Genomic DNA, 20307 nt, shown 5'->3' on the forward strand with positions numbered 1-20307 from the left:
CAGGGGCTGGGTCAAGGCCGGGCGGGTCGAGGTGGTGATGCCGGGCGGCACCGCGCCCTTGATGTTGCAGGAGCGCGACGGTGAACTGATACGGGTGAGCCTGTTTGGTACGGCGTTGGCGCTGGAGGCGTAAAGGGCAGCGGCAACCCCGTTGGCAGCCGGTCGCTTCGGCTTGGCTGAGGCCGGCGTGTTGGCGATTGGCAGGGCTGTCGGGCTCGGTAGCTAAACGGTTGGCGGTGCTATAGGGTGGCGGCGGGATCGGCTCATCAGCCGATAAAGTACCCATTCAAGGAACGGATTCGACATGCAAAAAGGAATGCCCCGCCGCGCTTTGCTCAAGGGCACGCTGCTGGCCCTGAGCGCTGTGGTTGTTGGCAGTCTCAGCGGTTGCCTGACCCGTAAATTGTACGAAGACCGGGCCAGTGATGAGGTTTATACGGAAACAGTCAGCCAGTTCTATATCACGGCGGACGAGAAGAGCTTGGTTATTCTGGGCAAGAAGTACCACTACTTCATGTTGGTCGATCCTGAGCTGCTGAAGGTCATCAAATCAGGCCTGCATGGAAAAATGCAGGCCGAGTTCTTGCCGATCAGCGTCACGTACTGGCAAACCCTGGAGGGCGAATTCATCCTCAGGATTCCCCAGATGGACCAACTTGATGCTAGCCAGGTCAATGAGGCCAAGGCCCTGGGTTTCGTTGCTTCGAAGTCGCAGAACGCGCTGCAGCAGCGCTACGCCATTCGCGGCAGTCGTTTTGAGTCCGGGCGGGATATCAGCGCCCATCAGGCCAGCCCGCTGAACAGCACCTACACCCTGCATTTCTCGGCCTATCGCAAGAAGAGCAAGGTCACCCAGGTGCTGCTGACACCGGTCACCGTCACGGCAGACGGCGTATTGACTATCCTCGCCCTGCCGCTGTTGCCGCTGGCGTTCATGGCGGCCCAGCCGTTCAAGGTCAAGTAGACGCCGCCACGGGTTTGCGCAGCGTTCGACTGTTCACCGGGTCGGGCGAGGTGGCGTGCCAGATGGCAGGCGCCTGTCGCCCATCGCCTGCGACAGCCGCTACAAGTCAGTCGCCGATCAGTTGCACCTGGGCCATCTGCCGCTGCATCAGCACCTTGCCGTGGCGGATCGAATACAGCGGCAAGCCCTGGCTGCGGATCATCTCGTAGTCGCTGTCGGCACTGAGGATCAGCAGGTTCGCCGGGCGCCCCTCTTCGATGCCGTAGCCTTCGCCCAGGGCCAGGGCCTTGGCGCTGTTGTCGGTGATCAGGTCCAGGGTGCTCTGCAGGTTGCTGTAGCCGAGCATGTGGCAGATGTGCAGGCCGGCTTCCAATACCCGCAGGATGTTGCCGTTACCCAGGGGATACCAGGGGTCGACGATCGAGTCCTGGCCGAAACAGACATTCATCCCGGCGTCCAGCAGCTCCTTGACTCGGGTCACGCCACGGCGTTTCGGGAAGCTGTCGAAGCGCCCCTGCAGGTGGATGCTTTCGGTGGGGCAGGAGACGAAGCTGATGCCCGAGTGCCCCAGCAGGCGGAACAGCTTGGCGCAGTAGGCATTGTCGTAGGAGCCCATGGCGGTGGTGTGGCTGGCACTGACCCGTGAGCCCATGCCGCGGCTGCGGGCTTCTTCGGCCAGCACTTCGAGAAAGCGCGAGTGCGGGTCGTCGGTTTCGTCGCAATGCACGTCCACCAGGCAACCCGTGCGTTCGGCCAGGTCCATGAGGAACTTCACCGAGCTTACGCCCTGGTCGCGGGTGTACTCGAAGTGCGGAATGCCTCCGACGACATCGGCGCCGAGGCGAATGGCTTCTTCCATCAGCTCGCGGCCGTTGCGGAACGACTCGATGCCTTCCTGGGGGAACGCGACGATCTGCAGGTCGATCAGGTGCCGGGTCTGCTCGCGTACTTCGAGCATGGCCTTGAGCGCGGTGAGGTCGGGGTCGGTGACGTCGATGTGGGTGCGCACGTGCTGGATGCCGTGGGCGGCCAGGGCACGGATGGTCTTGTGGGCCCGGGTGCGGGTGTCTTCGGCGGTGATCGTGGCTTTGCGTTCGCCCCAGCACTCGATGCCTTCGAACAGCGTGCCGCTCATGTTCCAGCGCGGCTCGCCGGCGGTCAGGGTGGCGTCCAGGTGAATGTGCGGCTCGACGAAGGGTGGCACCACCAGGTTGCCGCCGGCGTCCAGGTGCTCGGGGCCGAAGGCCGGGACGTTGCTCGGAGCGTCCGGGCCCTGCTGGATGATGCGCGCGATGCGGCCGTTTTCCAGGTGCAGTTGGTGCAGGCCTTCACGGTGACGCAGGCGGGCGTTGGTGATCAGCATCGGGCGGTTCCTCGGGTCGGGCAATCAGCGATTCAGCCGTCGGATCAGGGCCAGGCCCTTGTCCTACGGTCATTGGACTGCCCCCGGGGCCAGCGGCAAAAGGCCGCTGGCCGGGAGGGCAGGGTGTTTCGAGACCGGGCCATGATAGACCCAGAGGGGGCCGGGTGACCAAGTCAGGCCTGGATGTCGGCAGCCAGCGGGGCACGGGCCCCGAGCATCGCGCTCAACAGGATGTAGCTCAGGCCGGCGGCGGCGATGCCCACCAGGGGCGCCACCCAGGGCGAGCAGAAGGCCGCCAGGGTGCCGATGCCGTAGGCGCCGAGCCCGGGCCAGTTCCAGGCCGGTAGCTGGCTGTCGGCCAGGCGCGGATAGCGGCCGCGCCAGCGATAGAAAAAGTCGGCCATGATCACCCCGCCAATCGGTGGGATCACGGTGCCCAGCAGCACCAGGTAGGGCACCAGCAAATCGTACATGCCGAGCATCGCCAGCAGGGTGCCGATCACCGCGCCCACCAGGGTCACGGTCTTGCGCCGACGGGTGCGCAGCAGGTTGCAGCCGGCCACGGCGAAGTTGTAGATGGTGTTGTCCTGGGTGCTCCAGATGTTCAACAGCAGCATGGCCATGGCCGCCATGGCGAAGCCTTGCAGCAGCAAGACTTCGACCACGTCCGGCTGCTGGTAGACGATGGCGCCGTAGGCACCGATCAGCACCATCAGGCCATTGCCGATAAAGAAACCGATCAGGCTGGCGCTCACCGCCACCCGTGCCGAGCGCGAGAAACGGGTCCAGTTGGTGGCCTGGGTGGCGCCGCTGACAAAGGTGCCGAACACCAGGGTCAGGGCGGTGGACAAGTCCATGCCGGTGCTGGGCGTGAGTGCCAGCAGGTTGTCGAGACCGCCGACCTGGGTGGTCGCCACCCACATCGACAGCATCAGCAGCAGGGCCATGGCCGGCACCGCGATCCACGACAGGATCTCCAGGCCGCGATAGCCGATGTAGGCGGTGGCGCAGAAGGCCATGCCGAACAGCAGCATCAGCCCCAGCACCGCGCCCTGATCCAGCTGGAAATACTTGCCCAGCACCACCGCCGCGGTGGCGGTGCCCCAGGCGTACCAGCCGACCTGGGTCAGGCCGAGGATCAGGTCGCTGAGCTTGCTGCCCCGTTCACCGAAGCAGAAGCGCCCCATCAGCACCGTGTTCAGCCCGCTCTTGAAGGCGATGTAGCCCAGGCTGGCGGCGTAGATCCCCAGCAGCAGGTTGCCGACGAGGATCACCGCCAGCAGGGTGGTGAAGTCGAACGCCACCCCCAGCTTGCCGCCAGCGAACATGGTGGCAGTGAAAAAGGTGAAGCCCAGCAGCACCATGGCCATGGAGGCCAGGCCCTTGCGGGCGTGCTGCGGAACTTCGCTCAGGGGGTAGTCGTTGCCGGGTTCGTGCTGGGTCATGGGCCTGTCCCTGGTCGGAGTGATGCCTCGCTGTTGCAGGCGCCGTGCCAATCCTCGACGGCAAGCTCGGGCGCCCCAGCAGTTATAGCCGATGCCCGTGGGCCTGCCCCGGCAGTAGGCGCTGGCGGGGCAAAAGCGGTGCACGGCCGAGCCGGATTGGCTCACTGCCAGGCAGCCGGGGTCAGTCCTGGTCTGGGCTGAAGATGCTTTCGATGGGCAGTTGGAAGGCCCGGGCGATCTTGAATGCCAGGGGCAGGCTGGGGTCGTAGCGCCCGGTCTCGATGGCGTTCACCGTCTGCCGTGACACCTCCAGCCGAGTGGCCAGCTCGGCCTGGGACCAGCCTTTCAGGGTGCGCAGCTCGCGCAGTTGGTTGTTCATCGGTAGCGCCGCGTGCCGGCCACCGTGGCCAGGGCCCAGACCAGACCCATCACCGGCCACACGTAGAACATCGACAGCCGGGGCAGGCCGGCGGTTTCCAGGAAACCGTAGCTGAAGGTGATCAGCGCAGTGCAGACGAAGGACAGGCCCAGGGCTTCCAGCTGGATGCGCCGGGCCAGTTCGTCCATGCGCCGCAACTGGCGAACCACCGCCAGGGCCATGGCCACCATGGGGATCACCGGCACCAGGGCCAGGGCGATCTTGCCCGGGCCCGGGCTCAGGTCCGCCAGCCAGTGGCTGCTCAGCAGCACGCAGGCGATGTAGGCCAGCAAGGCCAGGCTGAATTCGACGAAGTAGCGTTTACTGCCCATGGGGCGATCTCCTGAAGTAAAGTGTCCTTTACATTAGGTGCGGGTCTTTTCTATGTCAAGGGTGCTTTACATCGGGCACCCTGCTCAGTCGAACAGGGTCACGTTGCGCCGACCTTCGTGGAAGTCGAAGGCTTCCTGGATGTCCCGTTCCACGGTGCGTCCCTGGGACAGCGGCGGCAATTGGTCCGGGGCGAAGAACGCCGCTTCGCTGGTTTCGCTGCCGCCCATTGGACGCTGGTCACCCTGCCGTTCGCAGAGGAAGTACAGCTTGTAGAAGTCCCGGTGATCGGGCTTGTAGGGGCCCTTGGCCTTGTGCCGCAGGCCATACAGCTGGCGCACCGAAACCTGCAGCCCGGCTTCCTCGTGGATTTCCTTGATGATGTTCTGCGCTGCCGACAGGCCGACATCGGCGTAGCCCCCGGGCAGGGCCCAGAGGCCGTCGTGCTGCTCGCGCACCAGCAGGATCTTGCCGTCTTCGATCAGCGCGCCGCGCACTTCCACCATCGGTGTCGAGTAGCGCTGGGCGAAGTCCGAGACCAGTTCGTTGATGCGCTCCAGGGGCACGTTGCCCAGTTGCGCCAGCATCTGGTGGGCGATGTCGGCGATTTCCTGGTAACGCTCGCGGTCGTGCACGTCCTGGCAGAAGTGCAGGCCGGTGGAGGCAATGGCTTGCAGGCGTTTGGCGTGGGTCAGCCAGTGGCTTTCCATGGGTGGGGTTCCTGCAACGTCAGAGAGAAGGCGCTTGTTTTAAGCCCTTGGCGCGCAGGGAGCAAGTACCACGCCGTGGTCGGCGGCGTGGTGCCGGCGCATCAGCCGCCGGCGCCTTGCCGATGGCAGCGCACTTGCTGGGTGGCATCCCCCAGCAGTGGCTGCGGGCGCTCGCAGCCCGGGCCACGGCGGTTGCAGCGGTCGAAGAAGAAACAGCCGCTGGGCAGCTTGCGGTTGCCCGGCAGTTCGGTGGGCGCCGAGACCTGGCTGTCCGCCAGCGGTGCGCCAAGGCGCGGCACCGCGTCCAGCAGCAGTTGGGTGTAGGGATGGCGCGGCCGTTCCAGCACCTGCTCGGCGCTGCCCAGTTCGACGATCTGCCCCAGGTACATCACCGCCACCCGGTCGGCCATGTGCCGCACCACCGAGACGTTGTGCGAGATGAGCACGAAGGTCAGGCCACGGCTGCGCTGCAGGTCCGCCAGCAGGTTGAGGATCTGCGCCTGTACCGAGATGTCCAGGGCCGAGGTCGGTTCATCGAGGACGATGATGTCCGGGTTCGACGCCAGGGCCCGGGCAATGGCGATGCGCTGGCGCTGGCCACCGGAGAACTGGTGCGGGTAGCGCTCCAGGTATTCGCTGCGGATGCCCACTTGCTCCGCCACCTTGGCAGCGATCTCGCGCATCTGCGTGGCCGGGGTGTGGCCCAGGGCAAACAGCGGCTCGGTGATGATCTTCCAGATCGGCAGGCGCGGGTCGAGGGACGATTGCGGGTCCTGGAACACGATCTGCACGTGGCTGTGGCGCTCGCGGTCGCTGGCGTAGGCCCAGTGCAGGTCGCCGCTGCTGGGGCGGACCAGGCCCATGAGCAGTTGCGCCAGGGTGCTCTTGCCGCAACCGGATTCGCCGACGATGCCCAGGGTTTCCCCGGGGCGCAGTTCCAGGTCGATGCCGTTCAGGGCGTGGGCGAAGGCCCGGGGCCGGCCCAGCCAGTCATTGCTCAGGGGAAAGCGCACCTGCACATCGTTGAGGCGCAGCAGCGGCACGTTGCCGGCTTGAGGTTGGGTGGCGGTCATTGCGCGGACTCCGGGGCAGACAGCCAGCAAGCGCTCTTGCGTTCCTGGCAGGCGTTGATCGAATGCAGCGGCGGCCGTTCGGCGCAGATCGCCATGGCCTGGCTGCAGCGCTCGCGAAAGGTACAGCCGCGGGGCAGGTGGGCGAGGTTCGGCACTTGCCCGGGAATGGTCAGCAGCGGCGCGCCGGGGGCGACCTGTTCCGGCAGGCCGCTGAGCAGGCCGCGGGTGTAGGGATGCTGCGGGTCGAGCATGACCTGGGCGGTGCTGCCTTGCTCGACCACGGCGCCGGTGTACATCACATAGACCCGGTCGCAGAACTGTGAAACCACCGCCATGTCGTGGGTGATCAGGAGGATCGCGGTGCCCCGTTGCCGGGCTTTCTCGCGTAGCAACAGCAGCACTTGGCGCTGCACGGTGACGTCCAGGGCGGTGGTCGGTTCGTCGGCGATCAACAACTGCGGGTCGCAGGAAAACGCCAGGGCGATCATCACCCGTTGGCGCATGCCACCGGACAGCTCGAAGGGATAGGCCTCGAGTATCTGTTCCGGGTCGGCGATGTGCATGTCCCGCAGCAGGGCAATGGCCTTGGCCCGGGCCTCGGCCTGGCTCACACGCTGGTGGTGGATGATCACGTCGAGCATCTGTCGACCGATGCGCCGGGTCGGGTTGAGGGCGGTCATCGGCTCCTGGAAGATCATCGCCGCATCGCGGCCACGGATCTGCAACAGCTGCTTTTCCGGGGTGCTGAGCATGTCGCGGCCGAGCAGGCTCAGGCTGCCGGAGGTGATGCGGTAGCTGCGCTCGGGCAGCAGTCGCAGGCTGAGCATGGCGGTCACCGATTTGCCCGAGCCGGATTCGCCGACCACACCGACGATCTCCCCCGGGTTGACGTGCAGCGACACGCCGTTGAGGGCCTGCACGTTGCTGCGGTAGGCGGGGAATTCCAGGCTCAGGTTATCGATAGAGAGGACAGCGGATGTGCTCATGGTCATTTCCCCTGTTGCCGTGGGTCGAGCAGGTCACGAATGCCGTCACCCAGCAGGTTGAAACCGGTGGCGGTGAACAGGATCGCCAGGCCGGGAAAAGTCGAGTACCACCAGTTGTCGAGGATGAAGTTGCGCCCGGTGGCCACCATCGCCCCCCATTCGGCGGTGGGCTGCTGAGCGCCCAGGCCGATGAAGCCCAGGGCCGAGGCCATGAGGATGGCGCTGCCGATGTCCAGGCTCAGTTGCACCAGCAGCGGCGGCATGGCGTTGCGCCCCACGTGCCAGCTGACGATGTGCCAGCGGCCGGCGCCGTAGGTTTGGGCCGCCTTGACGTAGCCCATCTGGCGGATGCTCAGGGCCTGGCCCCGGGCCAGGCGCACATAGAACGGAATGCGCACCAGGGTGATCGCCAGCATGGCGTTGAACAGGCTCGGGCCCAGGGCCGCAGCCAGGGCCATGATCAGCACCAGCGACGGCACCGAGAGCATGATGTCCATCAGGCGCATGATCAGGCTGTCGAAGCGCCCGCCGATGATCCCCGACAGGCAGCCCAGCAGGCCCCCGGCCAGGCATGAGGCGAAGGCCACGAACAGGCCCACGCCCACCGACTGGCGGCTGCCGTGGAGCACCCGGCTGAACAGGTCGCGGCCCACTTCGTCGGTGCCGAACCAGTGGCTGGCGCTGGGGGCGGCCAGGCGTTCGGCGAGGTTCAGGGCGTTGGGGTCATGGCTCGACAGCCAGGGGGCAAAGGCCATGCACAGCAGCACCAGCAGGGTCATGCACAGCCCGGCGATGGTCAGCGGGCTTTGCCGCAGGCGGTAGCCCAGGTAGGCCAGGCGCGCCCGCCAACGGGTGGCCTGGGACGTGGGCAGTGGCAGGGGAACGATCAAGGGAGCGGACATCTCAACTTACCTCGCCAATGCGCGGATCGATCACTCGGTACAACAGGTCGATCGCCATGTTCAGCAGCACATAAATAAACGACACCAGGATCGCGAAGCCCATCACCGCCGGGAAATCCAGGGACTGGATCGACTTCACCACATAGGCGCCCATGCCCGGCCAGGCAAATACGGTTTCGGTCAGCACCGCGCCATACAGCAGGTCGCCCAGGGTCAGGCCGAGTACCGTCACCGAGGGGATCAGCGCGTTGGGCAGGGCGTGGCGCAGGATCACCGACCAGCGTGACAGGCCATAGGCCCGGGCGGTGCGGATGTAGTCCTCGCCGAGTTGGTCGAGCATCGCCGAGCGGATCTGCCGCGCCACCACCCCGAGGTTGACGAAGCCCAGGGTCACCGCCGGCAGGATCAGGTGCTGCAGGGCATTGAGAAACAGCGGGATATCCCCGGCCAGCAACGCGTCGATCAGGTAGAAGCCCGTGATGGTGCGGGGCGGCTCCAGGCCTTCGTCCAGGCGCCCGCTGCCGGGCAGCCAGCCCAGGTGACCGTAGAACAGCACGATCAGCCCCAGCCCCAGCCAGAACGCCGGGGTGGAGATTCCGGTAACCGCCAGGGTGCGGGCGATCTGATCAATGAAGCGGTTGTGATAGACCGCCGACAGCACCCCCAACGGGACGCCCACCAGCACCGACAGCAGAAGGGCGGCCAGGGCCAGCTCCAGGGTCGCCGGGAAGAACGCCTGCAGGTCCTCCAGCACCGGGCGGCTGGTGCGGATCGAGGTGCCGAGGTCGCCGTGCAGCAGGTCGAGCATGTAGCGCCCGTATTGCTGGTACAGCGGCAGGTCCAGGCCCAGCTGGTGGCGGATGTTCTCGACGATCGCATCACTGGCCCGGTCGCCGGCGATCAGCCGCGCCGGGTCACCGGGAATCAGGTGCGAGATGGTGAAGGTAATCAGCGAAACCCCGACCACGACCAACAGCAGGCCGAGCAGGCGTTTGCGCAACATATTCAGGAAGGCCATGAGGCAACCTCGTTAACGCTTGACGAACGACAGGGGCGACAGCGGCCCCGCAGCGGCGACACGGCAGTCCGTCGCCAGCCTGGTTCAGGGGCCGGCGACGGGGATCGAAGCGCCAGCCCTACTTGCTGATTTCGGCGATGTTGAACACCTGTTCCAGCATCGGATGGAACACGTAGCCCTTCACCGAATCGCGCATCGGCAGGCTGTAGTTCTTCTGGTACAGGTAGGCGTAGACGTTGTCCTTGAGGACGATCTTCTGCGCCTTCTGGTACAGCTCGATGCGCTTGGCGGTGTCGTTGGTGGCCGCCGCTTCGCGGATCAGGCTGTCGACTTCGGGGTTGCTGTAGAACGAGCGGTTGCCCGGCAAGCCCTGGAGGCTGGAGTCGAACCAGAAGTTCATGAACATGTAGGGGTCGGCGAAGTCCGGGCTCCAGGAGCCGATGGCCACGTCGTAGTCACCCTTGCCCACCCGTTCACGCATGGTGGCGTTGGCCAGCTTCTCCATCTTCAGGTTGATGCCCAGGGGCGCCAGGCCCGCTTGCAGGGTCAGGCCGATGGATTCCCAGTTGGCGTCCTTGTCCGAGTACAGGTAGGTCAGGTTGCTGATTTTCTGCGGTGCCTTGGCCAGGCTGGCCTTGGCGCCGTCGAGGTTCTGCTGCATCAGCGGCAGGCTCGGGTCGTGGGCCCACATGCCGTCGGGGATCGGCCCGTTCATCAGCTTGGCCTGGCCCTTGAGGATGCCGTCGACGATGCCCTTGTAGTCGATGGCCTGGACCAGCGCCTGGCGCGCCTCGACGTTGTTCAGCGGCGCGCGCTGGTTGTTCAGGTACAGGTAGTTGACCCGCAGCGAGGGGAAGGTCTGGATCACGATCCCGGACTTGCCGGCCAGGGTGCCGAGCTGGTCTTCGGGCATGTCCTCGATGATGTCCAGGTCGCCGCGTTCCAGTTGCAGGCGGCGCACCGAGGCCTCGCTGATGATCTTGATCACCACCTTGTTCAGGCTCGGCTTGGTTCCTGCGTAGTAGCTGTTGGGTTCCAGCGTCAGCGACTGGCCCTTCTGCCAGTTGCTCAGGCGGAAGGCCCCGGAGCCGGCGGTGTGGGTCGAGAGGTAGGCGTTGACGTCCTCGCCCTTGCTGGCCACGTCCGGGTTGATGATGCCGCCGCCGTTGTGGGCCAGGGTGTAGAGGAAGGGCGCGTAGGGCTTTTTCAGGGTGAAGCGCACGGTCAGCGGGTCGACCACGGCCACGCTCATGTCATCCGGGAAGGCCCCGGACGGACCCTGCTTGAGCTGCATCAGACGCTCGAAGGAGAACTTCACCGCGGCGGCGTCCACCGGCTTGCCGTCGTCGAACTTGTTGCCGGGCTTGAGCTTGAAGTCCCAGGTCAGGTTGTCGGCGGAGGTGCTCCAGCTGTCGGCCAGGTCGCCCTGGACTTCGGTGCTGCCCTTGCCGTTCTCGACCTTGTAGGTCACCAGCTTCTGGTAGGCCGGGTAGGTCACGGCCCAGTCGTTGTTGTCGATGGTCACGGCCGGGTCGAGGGTTTGCGGGTCGGCGGCCTTGCCGATCATCAGGGTGTCCTTGGGCGCGGCGGCGCTGGCGGTTTGCCAGGAGCCCAGGCTCAGGGCGGCGCACAGCAGCGACAGCGCGACACGTTGGGACAGGCGTGGATTACGGTGGTTCAGCGGGCTATGGGTCATGCCGGTTTCCTTGATCATTCGATGATTGGAAGTTCGTCAGGTTTTTTATAAAAGCTATAACCGGGCAGTTGGAGCTGAAGCGGTGTTGCGTTGCGACCGGCTTGGGGCAGTGGGCTGCCTGTTGTTGTGGCCGGCTGGGGAACAGGAGATCAGTGTTCGAAGGGCTGGTCGTGCTCCTCGATCAGGGGGAAATCCTCGGCGTTGGGTAGTTCGTAGTGCCACCACTCGGTGGCGATCGCCTCGAAGCCGGCGCTGCGCATGATCCCCAGGAGCATTAGGCGATTGCGCTGCACCTGGGGCGGCAGGTCGCTGTAGAACTGATGCGACTTGGGCTCCATGGCGTCGAACGCGGTGCCCATGTCCAGGGGCTGGCCGCTTTCGTCCAGCAGCGTCAGGTCCACGGCCACGCCGCGGGTGTGGTGCGAGCCCAGGCGTGGGTCACGGACGTAATCCGGGTTTGGCAGGGCTTGCCACAGCAATTGCTGGGCGTAGGCCGGGCGATAGGCGTCGTAGAGGCGCAGGCCCAGGCCGGCCATGCGCGCCAGCTGGCTGGCCTTGTACAGGCAGGCCGCGGCGTCCTTGTGCAGCAGGCAGCGGGTGTTGCGGTAGATCACCTGGCCGGCCAGGTTGTCGGCGCTGGCGTACACCAGGTCGATCTCCAGTTGATGCCGCTGGGCGTCGATTTCGACAAGGGGACTGTTGTTCACTCACTCACTCCATCTTGGGTAACGCTTGAAGGTCAGGACTCGAACTGGCCGAAGGCTTCCTGCAACTGCCGGTTCTTCGCCAGGCGCTGGTCCAGGCGTTCGCCGTAACCTTCGGCCACGGCGGAGACCATCAGGTTGAACAGGCAGGTCAGTGGCGCCAGGGAATCCCAGAACTGACCGACGTCGGTCTTCAGTTGCAGCAGGTCCAGCGAATAGTCCCGGGCCCAGGGGCACTGCAGGTCGGTGATCAGCGCCAGGGGCAGGGCATTGGCATTGGCCACCTCGCAGAAAGTCTGAGTGACACTGGAGTAGGCGCGGAAGTCGGAAATGATTGCGTAGGGCTTGGCGAAACCGGAGTTCAAGGTTTCGGCGTAGATACCTGACAGGCCGTCGACGTAATAGACCTTGGGCCGGATGTATTCCAGGTGGCTGTGGAAGGCACTGAGAATGCCCCGGGTCGACTGGATACCGACGATGAACACCGCGTCGGCCTCGACGATCTGCCGCACGATATCGGCGAATGGCTGGCTGCGGGCCAGGCCATAGACGTGCTGGATGGCCTCGATCTCACGATGCATCGAGCGCTCCAGGGCGTCGTCCTGGTGGGTCTCGCTGCGAAACGCGCCAAGCCGGTCGGTGATCAGCCAGGAGGCCGGGGCATCGCCGCGCAGGCCTTGCTTGACCTCGTCCAGGTTGCGATAGCCCAGGGAGCGCAGGAAGCGCCCCACGGAAATTCCCGTGGTGCCGGCTTGCTGGGCGATGCTGTCGGCGGTCTCGAAGGGCAACTGCTGGAGGTTGGCCAACAGGTAGGTAGCGATGCGCTTGCCGGTGGGCGTCAGGCTTGCAAACTGCTGTTCCAGGGTGGCTTGGAAACTGTTCTTGTCCATGACGATCTCGCAAGGCGTTCGCGGAAAATGTTATCTAGATTTCATTTTTGTATTCTGTGTTAGAAACATAACATCGGCTTTCGCGACAAAACAAGGCTTTTGTCCGAGGTGGTCGTTTTCCGTAGAAAGTGACGCTGCTGGCTATCTTCAGCCGCGAGGAGTGGACCTGTTCAGCCACTGCCCGAGGTCGCTGATGGCGGTTTCCACGCGGGTGCTGCGCCCGCTCCAGCTGCAGGCCAGCATCAGGTTGCGCGGCAGGTTGAAATCTTCCACCGCAAAACCCTGGGCGTCGCGCCCGTTGGCGTCATGGGGCACCTGCTGGCGCAGGCTGGCGGGGCCTTCGAAGTAGGCCCACACCGGCTTGCCCAGGGCGACGGCCGCGCCCACTTCAAAGGCGGTGCCGGAATCCGGCTCCAGGCCGCGAAAGTCATTCAGGTTGGCCAGCAGCGCGTCGCAGTCGCGGATCATCTGCAGGTTCTGCCGGTAGATCCACTGCGCGGTGGCCTCCGGCGAGAGGTCCGGCGGCGCCTGGTTATCCAGGGGAAACAGGCCGTGCAACCCCTGGGCGCTGCACAGTTGCTTGAGGTACGCGCCATGGGCCAGGGCGTCGGTCCGGAACACGTCGAAGCCGGCGAGGTAGATACGGGGTTGCATGGGGAACTCCTGGTGTGATCAGTCCAGCGCTTTGCTCATGTACACCCGGTGCAGGCCGTGCTCCACCGCGCGATGGGTTTCCACGTAGCCGTGACGGCCATACAGGGCGATGTTCTCGCCCATGGCCTCGTTGGTGTAGAGGCGCACGCAACTGTGGCCGGCAGCCAGCGCTTGCTGTTCGGCAAAGGCCAGCAATTGCCGGCCATGGCCGCGGCCCTGGGCCTCAGGGCTGACGGCCAGGTTGTCCAGCAGCAGGGCTTCCTGGGCGTCCAGCAGGACAATGAAGCCGGCGATCGCCTGCTGCTCCTCCAGGACCCAGACCTGCTCGGCCAGCACCAGGCAGGAATAGTCTTCGAGCATCGGTGCCGGTTCACGGCCGATCCGCGCGATATAGGGCGCGTAGGCGCTCTTGGCGATGCTTTCGATGGCGGCGAGGTCGGGCAGGGCGGCTGGGCGGATGGTCGACGGCATGGGCGCGAGTGCTCGGACAGCGGCGGGGATGAGCCAATCATAGGCATAAAAAAACCACTCCGTGGAGTGGTTTTCCGGTCGGCTTATTCGCCGCGATAGATGCAGCCACTGGTGCAGGTTTCGTGGATGCGGATCGCACTCAGTTCCGGCAGCAGGGGTTTGAGCTCATTCCAGATCCACTTGGCGAGGACTTCGCTGGTGGGGTTTTCCAGGCCGGGAATGTCGTTCAGGTAGTTGTGGTCCAAGCGCTCGTAGAGCGGCTTGAAGATCGCCTTGATTTCCGAGAAGTCGCGGATCCAGCCGGTATGGGCATCGACCTCGCCGCTGAGGTGGATCGCCACCTTGAACGAGTGGCCATGGAGGCGACCGCATTTGTGGCCTTCGGGCACGAAAGGCAGGCGATGGGCGGATTCGAAGGTAAATTCTTTGAAGATTTCCACAGTGTCGGTCAGCTCTGTCAGATGGCGATCGCCCGGGGGCGAGTTGAGGCAGGCGGCGAGTTTATCAGCTTGCCCCGAAGGTTGCGGAAAAACCCTGACTAAAGGGTCAGTCCACAGCGCCTGGCCCGCTTTACAGGCTTTGCAGGTGTTCGCCCAGGCGATTCTGCGCGGCCAGTTCAAGAAACTCGTCCCCCAAGCGCCGGCTTTCGTCCATGGCGTGACGCCAGTACTTTTGTCGGCCCGCGTCGTCGCCCATGAAGCGCTTGAAGTCGTTGCGGTCCGGCAGCTTGCCGTAGGGCAGGCGCGCCAGGTATTCCTTTGACGGTGCCAACAACAGCACGTCGCGCAGGCGTTCGGGGCTGGCCTTGCGCCAGGGCAGGGTCTTGTCGAACCAGCCGGGAATTACCCGGTCGGTGAAGTGCGGGTAGAGCACGATATCGCTGCCGCTGTAGGGCAGGTCCAGGTGATAGTCCAGCAGGCCACCGTCGCGAAAGGTGCCGGCACCAGCTCCCGGCAGCTCGCGTACGCCCTGCATGACCATGGGGATCGAGCCCGAGGCCAGCAGCGCCTGGCGCAGGTTGCCGCGATCCAGGGGGACGAAGCGCGAGGGGAAGTCTTCCAGGGCGTGCAGCGGTGGCGCCAGGCGTGGGTCGTGCAGTACCAGGCGTTCGAAGTGCCGGGACAGGCGGGCGCGGCCCCGCAGGTTGTCGGCGATCACTGAGGACAGGCCCAGGCCCAGGCGTCCGCGATGGTCGTCCGCCAACAGGCCATGGCTCTTTACCACCATGATGTTCAACCGGTAATAGGGGTTGTCGAGGATCGAGGCGTCGCGGCCCTCCAGCAGGTCATCGAGCATGCGCTGGGAGCTCTGGCTGATCTGCGCCATGCTCACGCCCTTGGCGAAACTCTGGGCGTTGTACAGCAGGCCCAGGCGGCGGATGCCTTCGGCGGCGTCTGGCAGGCAGGCACTGGCGAAGCGCCAGGAACCCACCGACGCGCCGATCAGTGAGCGCTCGCGGGGCACCGCGGGCAACCACTCACCGAACAGCGCCAGGTCCAGGCCCTGGATGCCCAGGGCCTTGGGGCCGCCGGCGGCGCCCGGCAAGGTGCCGACTTCGCCAGCGTGCAAGCCTTGGCGACGGATGCGGGCCAGGGCGCGCGGGCCGGCCTTGAGAGTCAGGGCGGGGAATTTGATATGGATGGCGGTCATACCGGGCTCACTCTTGAATCAGCCGCCGAGTATAGAGAAGCCTGGCGCCGGCGACCGAGTGAAACTGCTGTCAGGTGGATGATGGCGATTCAGTTTCAATTAAGTTGCCTTGGGTATCGTCGGCGTCATCGGCCCTTGGCCACTTGATGGGAGACCTGCGATGAAAACCCTGACTGTACTGTTCGGCGTCAGCCTGATTGCCCTGGTCGCCAGCCAGGCCCAGGCCCGCGACCTGGGCCCCGACGAGGCCCTGAGATTGCGCGACGCTGGTACCATTGTGTCCTTTGAAAAACTCAATGCCACGGCCATGTCCCGGCATCCTGGGGCGAGCATCAGTGAAACCGAGCTGGAACAAGAGTACGGCAAGTACCTCTACCAGGTTGAGCTGCGCGATCCGCAGGGGTTGGAGTGGGATGTGGAACTGGACGCCGTGAGCGGCCAGGTACTCAAGGATCATCAGGACACCTAATGAACTCGACCTTGCGCGTCGGCAGCCGGGCGGCCCTGGCGCTGTTGCTGTTCTGCTCGCTGGCGCCGGCTCGCGACCTGGACCAGGACGAAGCCCTGCGCCTGCGCCAGCAGGGGGTGATCCTGCCCCTGGAACAATTGCTGCAGCAGGCCATGGACCGGTATCCCGGGGCCAAGCTGCTGGAGGCCGAGCTGGAAGAAAAGCACGATGTGTATATTTACGAGGTTGAGCTGTTGACCGTGGACGGTGTGGTCCGCGAGCTGGATCTGGACGCCGCCACCGGGCGCCTGTTGAAAGATGAGGAAGACGATTGATGCGCCTGCTCCTGGTGGAAGACCACGTACCCTTGGCGGACGAACTGCTGGAAGGCCTGAACCGCCAGGGTTATGCGGTGGACTGGCTGGCCGATGGCCGCGATGCCTTGTATCAGGGCGCCAGCGAACCCTATGACCTGATCATTCTCGACCTCGGCCTGCCCGGGGTGCCAGGCCTGGACGTGCTGCGCCAATGGCGTGCCGACGGGCTGGCGACACCGGTGCTGATCCTCACTGCCCGGGGTTCCTGGGCCGAGCGCATCGAAGGCCTCAAGGCCGGTGCCGACGATTACCTGAGCAAGCCGTTCCATCCCGAAGAGCTGCATTTGCGAGTCCAGGCGCTGTTGCGCCGCTCCCACGGCCAGGCCAACCAGCAGACCTTGCGGGCCGCCGGGTTGCACCTGGACGAGGGGCGTCAGTGCGTGGTGCGCGACGGCGAGGACGTGTTGCTGACTGCTGCCGAATTTCGCTTGCTGCGCTACTTCATGCTGCACCCGCAACAGATCCTCTCCAAGAGCCACCTCGCCGAGCACTTGTATGACGGCGAAACCGAGCGCGACTCCAATGTCCTTGAGGTCCACGTCAATCACTTGCGCCGCAAGCTCGGCCGCAGCGTGATCGAAACCCGCCGCGGCCAGGGCTACCTGTTCGGCGGGGTGGCTGCGTGAGGTCGATCCAGCGCCGCCTGAGCCTGGGCCTGGTCAGTGTGCTGGTGGTGGTCGGGCTGGTGTTGGCGCAGACCAGCCTCTGGCTGTTCGAGATGGGCTTGCAACGTTACCTGGAAGCCGGGTTGCGCAACGACAGTGAAAGCCTGCTACTGGCCCTGGTGCGTGGCCCGCAGGGTTTGCAACTGGACGAGCGGCGGTTGTCGCCGGCCTATCAACGACCGTTTTCCGGACATTACTTCCGCATCGACTTTGCCGATGTGCACTGGCGCTCCCGTTCCCTGTGGGACCAGGAATTGCCGCAACTGGACCGCGCCGGCCTGCAGGGCAACCTGCAACTGGGGCCCGAAGGCCAGCAACTGCTGGTGCTGCGCAGTGACTACAAGCGCCTCGGGCAGTCGATTTCCATCAGCGTGGCCCAAGACTACACCCCGGTGCGTGAGAGCTTTCAGCGCATGCGCCAGATTGGCCTCGGGCTGGGGCTGGCCGGGTTGCTGCTGATTCTGTTGCTGCAGCGGCTGACCGTGCGCCGGGCCTTGCGTCCGCTGGAGACCGCGCGCGAGCAGATCGCCCAGTTGCAGTTGGGCCAGCGCTCCCAGCTGGATGCCCAGGTGCCGCAGGAGCTGGAGCCGCTGGTGGCGCAGATCAACCATTTGCTGGCCCATACCGAGGACAGCCTCAAGCGTTCACGCCATGCCCTGGGCAACCTCGGACACGCGCTGAAGACGCCGCTGGCGGTGCTGTTGAGCCTGGCATCGGGGCCCAAGCTGGACGGCCATCCCGAGGTGCGCAAGATCCTCCTGGAACAGTTGGAGCAGGTGCAGCAGCGGCTCAATCGCGAGCTCAATCGCGCACGGCTGGCCGGGGATGCCTTGCCCGGGGCGCTGTTTGATTGCGATGTCGAACTGCCGGGGTTGCTGGCCACCTTGAACATGATCCATGGCGAGCACCTGCAGTTGAGCTATCACGCCGCAGCGGGATTGCGCCTGCCCTGGGACCGCGAGGACTTGCTGGAATTGCTGGGCAACCTGCTGGACAACGCCTGCAAATGGGCCGATGCCGAGGTGCGCGTGAGCGTCGAGGAGCGGGCGTCGGGTTTCTGTCTGGCGGTGGACGACGACGGTCCGGGGATTCCCCGAGAGCGGCGAGCTGAAGTGCTGGGGCGGGGGGCGCGGCTGGATGAGCAGACCGATGGGCACGGCCTGGGCCTGGGCATCGTGCGTGACATTGTCGAGGCCTGGGGCGGCACATTGAGCCTGGAGGACGGTGCGCTGGGCGGCTTGCGGGTGGAAATCGAGCTACCCAGGCGCTAGGCCTGCCGATGGCCGCTCCTGTAGCCGCTGCTGGCGGCTACAGGGACCTGGGTTTCAAGGACGGCGTCAGACGCGGAACTGGTCCATCAGGCTCTGCTGCTGGTTGGCCAGGCTGTTCAAGGACTGGCTGACCCGCGCCGATTCGTTGGCCTGCTCCGACAGCGATTCGGTGACGTCGCGAATGGTCTCGACGTTGTTGTTGATCTCTTCGGCCACCGCGCTCTGTTCTTCGGCGGCGCTGGCGATCTGCAGGTTCATGTCGCTGATCACCGTGACCGCATCGCCGATCTGGCGCAGGGCGGTGACGGCCTGACCGACCTGGTCGACGCTGCCCTGGGCCTGGCGATGGCTGTTGCTCATGGAGCCCACCACGTCCCGGGTGCCGGTTTGCAGTTGTTCGATCACTTGGCGGGTTTCCTCCACCGACTCCTGGGTACGCCGGGCCAGGTTGCGCACTTCATCGGCCACTACCGCGAAACCGCGTCCGGCTTCACCGGCACGGGCGGCTTCGATGGCGGCATTCAGGGCCAGCAGGTTGGTCTGCTCGGCGATCGCGCGAATCACTTCCAGTACCGAGCCGATCTGCTCGCTGTTGGCCGCCAGGCCTTCGACCTGGGTCATCGCGGTGCTCATCTCGGCCGCCAGCAAGTCGATGCTGCGGGTGGTGCGGTCGATCACCGTCAGGCCCTGTTGCGTGGCCTGGTCGGCATCCCGTGCGGCCTGGGCCGCCTGGGCGGCGCTGCGGGCCACGTCCTGGGCGGTGGCACTCATCTCGTGGGAGGCGGTAGCCACCTGGTCGACCTGGCGGTATTGCTGCTCCATGCCGGCACTGGTCTGGGTGGCGATGGCCGATGACTGATCGGCGGTGCCGCGGGCATCCTGCACCGAGCGTTTGACCTCGGCAATGATCGGTTGCAGTTTGTCGAGGAAGCGGTTGAACCAGCCGGCCAGTTGCCCCAGTTCGTCCTGTTTGTCGTAGGCCAGGCGGCGGGTCAGGTCGCCTTCGCCGCTGGCAATGTCTTCAAGCATGGCGGCCACGCCAAGGATCGGTCGGGTCACGCTGCGGGCCATCAGCCACACCAGCAGCAAGCCGACCACCGCGGCCAGCAGGCCCAGGCCCAGTTCGATCAGGGTGCCGCTGCTGTTGCTGGCGTCCAGTTCGTTTTTCAAGGCTTCGGCCGGGCCTACCAGGACTTTTTCCGGTACATCCAGCAGCACGCCCCAGGCTTTGCCGCCGGGGATCGGCGTGAACGGGGCCAATACTTTGAGTTTGCTGTTGCTGTGCAAGCTGTGGGTCTGGGTGCTGCTGGCCAGTTGGCGGATCAGTTCGGCACCGTTGGTGCTGTCGACGCTGTCCAGGCGCTGGCTGAGTTTGCTGGCGTCGAGGCTGTAGCCGGCCAGCAGGCCCACCGGGCTGAGGATGCTGACGTTAGTCTGGCCGGCGTAGAGTTTGCGGCTGGCGTTTTCGCTGACTGCCTGCAGGCTGTTGAGATTGATGTCCACCGACAGCGAGGCGATGACTTTGCCGTCCACCATCAGCGGGAAGACGATGCTGGTCATCAGCACCTTCTGGCCGTCGATGTCATAGAAGTAGGGTTCGATCACGCAAGGCTTGAGGGTGCTGCGCGGGCAGGTGAACCAGGCGTTGGCCGGCTGGCCGCTGGGGCCGGTGCGGGTGTCGCTCATGTCGCTTTCCGGCAGCGACATGGAGGTCAGCTTGCCGGGGGTGGGTTGCGACCAGTACAGGGCGAAACGGCCTTTCTCATTGCTGCCCAGTTCGCTCTGGCCACTGAACAGCGAGTCCTTGGCGTCCAGGGCGTTGGCCTCGAACACCAGGGACAGGCCCAGCAGCTCGGGGTTGGCCTGCAGCGCCGACTTGACCTGGCGGGTCAGGTCTTCACGCAGGTCGAAGGCGTCGAGAAAGCGCTTCTCGGCCTGTTCGCGCAGGAACAGCACCTGGCGGGAAAAGCCGTGGCCGTATTGATAGGCGTCCATGAACTGCTGACGAATCCCCAGTGCCTGGACTTCACCCTGGGCCTCGATCCGCGACTGAGCGGCTTCGTTGAGCATCTCCATGCTCGAAGCTTTCACCAGCTCGGAGCTGTGCTCCATGCGATACAGCGAAAGCCCCACCAACAGCGACACGATGCCCAGCAGACAGAGTCCGGCCAGCAAGGTGATCTTCCATTGAATGGAAAGTTGTCTGAGCGGCATGGAGGCGTCCTTTATTCGATAAATATCTGAGACTTTGCATTGTTACGGCCGACGAACG

General features: G+C 65.0%; 22 protein-coding genes and 2 pseudogenes. 6 read left to right on the forward strand and 18 right to left on the reverse strand.

Going from position 1 to position 20307, the window contains the following annotated elements; genetic code table 11:
- Positions 1-133 (forward strand): annotated as a pseudogene (locus tag GV819_RS33265) (diaminopimelate epimerase); the annotation flags it as partial.
- A 171-nt stretch (positions 134-304) separates the two neighbouring features.
- Entirely contained in the window at positions 305-964 is a 660-nt protein-coding gene (locus GV819_RS17630; protein WP_161757335.1) for a hypothetical protein, read from the forward strand.
- 106 nt (positions 965-1070) lie between these two features.
- On the opposite strand, the gene codA is transcribed toward GV819_RS17630, so the two are convergent.
- The 16 genes from codA to GV819_RS17710 form a co-directional block, all read right to left on the reverse strand.
- The gene (gene codA, locus GV819_RS17635; RefSeq protein ID WP_161757336.1) at positions 1071-2327 is read right to left on the reverse strand and encodes a cytosine deaminase; all 1257 of its coding nucleotides are present in this window, start codon (positions 2325-2327) and stop codon (positions 1071-1073) included.
- Positions 2328-2500: 173 nt separating this feature from the next.
- A complete protein-coding gene (codB, locus tag GV819_RS17640; RefSeq protein ID WP_161757337.1) occupies positions 2501-3772 on the reverse strand; it encodes a cytosine permease in 1272 nt (423 codons plus the stop codon).
- Between the two features lie 181 nt (positions 3773-3953).
- Entirely contained in the window at positions 3954-4151 is a 198-nt protein-coding gene (locus GV819_RS17645; protein WP_161757338.1) for a helix-turn-helix transcriptional regulator, read from the reverse strand.
- Positions 4148-4522: a hypothetical protein gene (locus GV819_RS17650; RefSeq protein ID WP_161757339.1), complete on the reverse strand. Its 375-nt coding sequence runs from the start codon at positions 4520-4522 to the stop codon at positions 4148-4150. Before GV819_RS17650 ends, GV819_RS17645 begins: the two co-directional genes overlap by 4 nt.
- Positions 4523-4606: 84 nt before the next feature.
- Positions 4607-5230, reverse strand: a complete 624-nt coding sequence (locus GV819_RS17655; protein ID WP_161757340.1) for an NUDIX hydrolase — start codon at positions 5228-5230, stop codon at positions 4607-4609.
- A gap of 101 nt (positions 5231-5331) precedes the next feature.
- Positions 5332-6303, reverse strand: a complete 972-nt coding sequence (locus tag GV819_RS17660; RefSeq protein ID WP_161757341.1) for an oligopeptide/dipeptide ABC transporter ATP-binding protein — start codon at positions 6301-6303, stop codon at positions 5332-5334.
- Positions 6300-7295 (reverse strand): ABC transporter ATP-binding protein, encoded by a 996-nt coding sequence (locus GV819_RS17665; protein ID WP_161757342.1) that lies wholly within the window; start codon positions 7293-7295, stop codon positions 6300-6302. The genes GV819_RS17660 and GV819_RS17665 overlap by 4 nt, the downstream gene beginning before the upstream one ends.
- Positions 7292-8191 (reverse strand): D,D-dipeptide ABC transporter permease, encoded by a 900-nt coding sequence (gene ddpC / locus GV819_RS17670; protein ID WP_161757343.1) that lies wholly within the window; start codon positions 8189-8191, stop codon positions 7292-7294. The genes GV819_RS17665 and ddpC overlap by 4 nt, the downstream gene beginning before the upstream one ends.
- Position 8192: 1 nt before the next feature.
- Entirely contained in the window at positions 8193-9209 is a 1017-nt protein-coding gene (locus GV819_RS17675) for an ABC transporter permease (protein ID WP_161757344.1), read from the reverse strand.
- A gap of 118 nt (positions 9210-9327) precedes the next feature.
- Positions 9328-10905 (reverse strand): ABC transporter substrate-binding protein, encoded by a 1578-nt coding sequence (locus GV819_RS17680; protein ID WP_161757345.1) that lies wholly within the window; start codon positions 10903-10905, stop codon positions 9328-9330.
- 149 nt (positions 10906-11054) lie between these two features.
- The gene (gene ddpX / locus GV819_RS17685; protein ID WP_161757346.1) at positions 11055-11612 is read right to left on the reverse strand and encodes a D-alanyl-D-alanine dipeptidase; all 558 of its coding nucleotides are present in this window, start codon (positions 11610-11612) and stop codon (positions 11055-11057) included.
- 32 nt (positions 11613-11644) lie between these two features.
- Positions 11645-12499 carry a MurR/RpiR family transcriptional regulator gene (locus GV819_RS17690; RefSeq protein WP_178124921.1) on the reverse strand — a complete coding sequence of 285 codons (855 nt, stop codon included), beginning with the start codon at positions 12497-12499 and terminating at the stop codon, positions 11645-11647.
- A gap of 147 nt (positions 12500-12646) precedes the next feature.
- Positions 12647-13153, reverse strand: a complete 507-nt coding sequence (locus GV819_RS17695) for a nucleoside 2-deoxyribosyltransferase (protein WP_161757347.1) — start codon at positions 13151-13153, stop codon at positions 12647-12649.
- Positions 13154-13171: 18 nt separating this feature from the next.
- Complete coding sequence (locus tag GV819_RS17700; RefSeq protein ID WP_161757348.1) at positions 13172-13624, reverse strand: GNAT family N-acetyltransferase; 453 nt, start codon at positions 13622-13624, stop codon at positions 13172-13174.
- 83 nt (positions 13625-13707) lie between these two features.
- Positions 13708-14064, reverse strand: coding sequence for a 6-carboxytetrahydropterin synthase QueD (gene queD / locus GV819_RS17705; protein WP_011062303.1), 357 nt, complete (start codon positions 14062-14064; stop codon positions 13708-13710).
- Between the two features lie 130 nt (positions 14065-14194).
- Positions 14195-15274, reverse strand: coding sequence for a patatin-like phospholipase family protein (locus GV819_RS17710; protein ID WP_161757349.1), 1080 nt, complete (start codon positions 15272-15274; stop codon positions 14195-14197).
- Positions 15275-15434: 160 nt separating this feature from the next.
- On the opposite strand from GV819_RS17710, the gene GV819_RS17715 reads away from it, so the two are divergent.
- From GV819_RS17715 to GV819_RS17730, 4 genes are read left to right on the forward strand one after another with little or no spacing between them, the layout of a single operon-like run.
- Positions 15435-15743, forward strand: a complete 309-nt coding sequence (locus GV819_RS17715) for a PepSY domain-containing protein (RefSeq protein WP_161757350.1) — start codon at positions 15435-15437, stop codon at positions 15741-15743.
- On the forward strand, positions 15743-16057 hold the full coding sequence (locus GV819_RS17720; protein WP_161757351.1) for a PepSY domain-containing protein: 315 nt from the start codon (positions 15743-15745) through the stop codon (positions 16055-16057). Before GV819_RS17715 ends, GV819_RS17720 begins: the two co-directional genes overlap by 1 nt.
- Complete coding sequence (locus GV819_RS17725; protein ID WP_161757352.1) at positions 16057-16725, forward strand: response regulator transcription factor; 669 nt, start codon at positions 16057-16059, stop codon at positions 16723-16725. Before GV819_RS17720 ends, GV819_RS17725 begins: the two co-directional genes overlap by 1 nt.
- A complete protein-coding gene (locus GV819_RS17730; RefSeq protein ID WP_161757353.1) occupies positions 16722-18035 on the forward strand; it encodes a sensor histidine kinase in 1314 nt (437 codons plus the stop codon). Before GV819_RS17725 ends, GV819_RS17730 begins: the two co-directional genes overlap by 4 nt.
- Before the next feature lie 66 nt (positions 18036-18101).
- Here the strand turns inward: GV819_RS17730 and GV819_RS33815 are convergent, their stop codons facing one another.
- Positions 18102-18857: a methyl-accepting chemotaxis protein gene (locus GV819_RS33815; RefSeq protein ID WP_434738436.1), complete on the reverse strand. Its 756-nt coding sequence runs from the start codon at positions 18855-18857 to the stop codon at positions 18102-18104.
- Between the two features lie 102 nt (positions 18858-18959).
- Positions 18960-20249, reverse strand: a pseudogene (locus tag GV819_RS33820) (HAMP domain-containing protein); the annotation flags it as partial.
- Positions 20250-20307: the final 58 nt, after the last annotated feature.

The sequence above is a fragment of the Pseudomonas sp. Fl5BN2 genome (assembly GCF_009908205.1).
Classification (GTDB): Bacteria; Pseudomonadota; Gammaproteobacteria; order Pseudomonadales; family Pseudomonadaceae; genus Aquipseudomonas.

Coding starts and splice junctions, on each gene's coding strand:
- GV819_RS17660 (WP_161757341.1), bottom strand. CDS start 6,303: ATGACCGCCACCCAACCTCAAGCCGGCAACGTGCCGCTGCTGCGCCTC.
- codB (WP_161757337.1), bottom strand. CDS start 3,772: ATGACCCAGCACGAACCCGGCAACGACTACCCCCTGAGCGAAGTTCCG.
- GV819_RS17690 (WP_178124921.1), bottom strand. CDS start 12,499: ATGGACAAGAACAGTTTCCAAGCCACCCTGGAACAGCAGTTTGCAAGC.
- GV819_RS17630 (WP_161757335.1), top strand. CDS start 305: ATGCAAAAAGGAATGCCCCGCCGCGCTTTGCTCAAGGGCACGCTGCTG.
- ddpC (WP_161757343.1), bottom strand. CDS start 8,191: ATGTCCGCTCCCTTGATCGTTCCCCTGCCACTGCCCACGTCCCAGGCC.
- GV819_RS17725 (WP_161757352.1), top strand. CDS start 16,057: ATGCGCCTGCTCCTGGTGGAAGACCACGTACCCTTGGCGGACGAACTG.
- GV819_RS17645 (WP_161757338.1), bottom strand. CDS start 4,151: ATGAACAACCAACTGCGCGAGCTGCGCACCCTGAAAGGCTGGTCCCAG.
- GV819_RS17650 (WP_161757339.1), bottom strand. CDS start 4,522: ATGGGCAGTAAACGCTACTTCGTCGAATTCAGCCTGGCCTTGCTGGCC.
- GV819_RS17680 (WP_161757345.1), bottom strand. CDS start 10,905: ATGACCCATAGCCCGCTGAACCACCGTAATCCACGCCTGTCCCAACGT.
- GV819_RS17720 (WP_161757351.1), top strand. CDS start 15,743: ATGAACTCGACCTTGCGCGTCGGCAGCCGGGCGGCCCTGGCGCTGTTG.
- GV819_RS17675 (WP_161757344.1), bottom strand. CDS start 9,209: ATGGCCTTCCTGAATATGTTGCGCAAACGCCTGCTCGGCCTGCTGTTG.
- codA (WP_161757336.1), bottom strand. CDS start 2,327: ATGCTGATCACCAACGCCCGCCTGCGTCACCGTGAAGGCCTGCACCAA.
- GV819_RS17700 (WP_161757348.1), bottom strand. CDS start 13,624: ATGCCGTCGACCATCCGCCCAGCCGCCCTGCCCGACCTCGCCGCCATC.
- GV819_RS17710 (WP_161757349.1), bottom strand. CDS start 15,274: ATGACCGCCATCCATATCAAATTCCCCGCCCTGACTCTCAAGGCCGGC.
- GV819_RS17715 (WP_161757350.1), top strand. CDS start 15,435: ATGAAAACCCTGACTGTACTGTTCGGCGTCAGCCTGATTGCCCTGGTC.
- GV819_RS17665 (WP_161757342.1), bottom strand. CDS start 7,295: ATGACCATGAGCACATCCGCTGTCCTCTCTATCGATAACCTGAGCCTG.
- GV819_RS17695 (WP_161757347.1), bottom strand. CDS start 13,153: ATGCAACCCCGTATCTACCTCGCCGGCTTCGACGTGTTCCGGACCGAC.
- GV819_RS17655 (WP_161757340.1), bottom strand. CDS start 5,230: ATGGAAAGCCACTGGCTGACCCACGCCAAACGCCTGCAAGCCATTGCC.
- GV819_RS33815 (WP_434738436.1), bottom strand. CDS start 18,857: ATGGAGCAGCAATACCGCCAGGTCGACCAGGTGGCTACCGCCTCCCAC.